Consider the following 1903-nt stretch of genomic DNA (forward strand, 5'->3'; position numbering starts at 1 on the left):
GAGCGTAACAGACCAGCGCTTCCGAATTGCACCACTACCCAGCCCGATACCTTAACCGATTTGCCTCCGCGATATTTGCACCAGATCCCCACAAATCAGAATTTGTGACGGATGGCCGCGCGAGCAAGGATCTGACGATTGCTGGATGAATCGTTCATGTTGGTGATGTTGGCAACTGCGGGCGTACCGAGAGACGAGATTCCCGACGCTTGCTGCCAACCAATTCCGAAATACACATCGGTGCCTTTTGACAAGAAGTAGTCGGTCGCAATCGTTATCTGGTTGAAATGCTGGTTCCCGATTTTGCGGCCCGCAGCGTTTGAAACGCCATTCGAGTGCAAGTAGTCATATGATGCAGCGACAGTCCATGCTGGGTTGAAACGATACAGTCCTCCAACGTCGTAATTGTTGAATACCGCAGTTCCGTCTCGGAGCGACGCGCCGAGATTTGCGTATTGAACGTTGGAGAACGAAGCTGCCAGGATGACTGGGCCGATCGTATAGTTGGCTCCTACGACTGCGGACTGGTACGTTTCGGCGGAAGCATATCCCTTGTTGAGGGCACCCTGAAGAGGAGAAGACCCGTTGCCATAAGCAGTAAAAAAACCTGCGCTTGGCGCTGCAGTGGGGTTCTTAAAATACTCGAATGCCACCCCCACTTTTAATGGTCCGTTCGCGTAGCCGGCACCTACGGAATAGCCGCTGGTAGTTGTGAAATTTCCCGGAACGCCACCTAAACTATACTCCCCCCCGAAAGTCACGCCGCGGATGTCAGGGCTCATGTATCGTACCGAGTTATTCACTCGAACCGTGTTGTACGCATTGTCCAGATCACTTGGGTGCCCGGCCGGTGCGCCTCCCACGAGCGCTGCGGCAGTGAGTGACTCGGGGAAGTAGAAGATCATGTCGTACTGACGTCCAAATGTCAGGCCACCCCAGTTGTCGCTTTTGAGGCCAACGAATGCCTGACGTCCGAATAGCAGACCGCCTTGAGCAGCCAGACCGTTGTTTATGTTCACGCCCGATTCAAGGGTGAAAATCGCATGCAAAGTTCGGCCGAGGTCCTCGACTCCGGTCACGCCCAATCGACTTCCCATGACACCGGTAAGCGAATCAAGCGAAAGCCTCTTTCCGCCGGCAACGTTGCTTTGATACATGATTCCTTCGTCGAGAACCCCGTAAAGGGCCACACTACTTTGTGCCTTAGCGAATGAACACGTTCCAAGTAAAGCTATACCGATCGAGAACTTTATCAAATCACTATGCATCATCACTTTTCCTATCTAACATCCAGTTATGTAACGACCCCTTGACTTAACTCGCCGGACCGTCATCCGCCCCGAGGGGAGCGAGGCGACTCTGACTCCTAGACATTACCTTTGCATAAGGATTACAGTGACGAGGCCCGCTGCCCGCGCAGTACCAGGTCCTCATCGAGCGCGCTGGCGTATGGCGTCCGGACGTGCCCTCGATTGCGAGCGCAGTATCGCTTCAAACCGGTGAGAATTCCGTGCATAGGTTATGCCGACTTAGGCCATCTATAACGAGAAGTTGGTGCAAAATTGCACTAGCAACTCCCTACCTCGGTCAATAGTTTCGGCAGCGCTGTCATTTATGTCGCTGTCAGCAGCCAAACCGGCCCGCGCAGAGCAGGGACGAACGACGGTTTGCACGAACGCGTCTTGAACGCAGCATTAATCCGAGCGGATGGACAACTCACACATCACCATACGATCGCTTACTGCTGACATGTTGGAATTCCCAAAAAATGTTTTAATGGGACCACCCATGTATGAAAGCCGCCATTTTGTTTGTAAGCATTCGATCAGTACCGGACAATTGACCTCGGCGTGACGGAATATCGGGTAGTGGTGCAATTCGGATGCGCTGGTCTGTTACGCTC

At 53.1% G+C, this 1903-nt stretch carries 1 protein-coding gene; it reads right to left on the reverse strand.

The window, feature by feature from the left end; all coding sequences use genetic code 11:
- Positions 1–95 precede the first annotated feature (95 nt).
- A complete protein-coding gene (locus BN2475_RS29445; RefSeq protein WP_162844502.1) occupies positions 96–1268 on the reverse strand; it encodes a porin in 1173 nt (390 codons plus the stop codon).
- Between the last annotated feature and the right edge of the window lie 635 nt (positions 1269–1903).

The organism is Paraburkholderia ribeironis (genome assembly GCF_900019265.1).
Lineage (GTDB): Bacteria > Pseudomonadota > Gammaproteobacteria > Burkholderiales > Burkholderiaceae > Paraburkholderia > Paraburkholderia ribeironis.

Excerpts from the sequence above, each read along its gene's own strand:
- BN2475_RS29445 (WP_162844502.1), bottom strand. The coding sequence starts at position 1,268 with ATGCATAGTGATTTGATAAAGTTCTCGATCGGTATAGCTTTACTTGGA.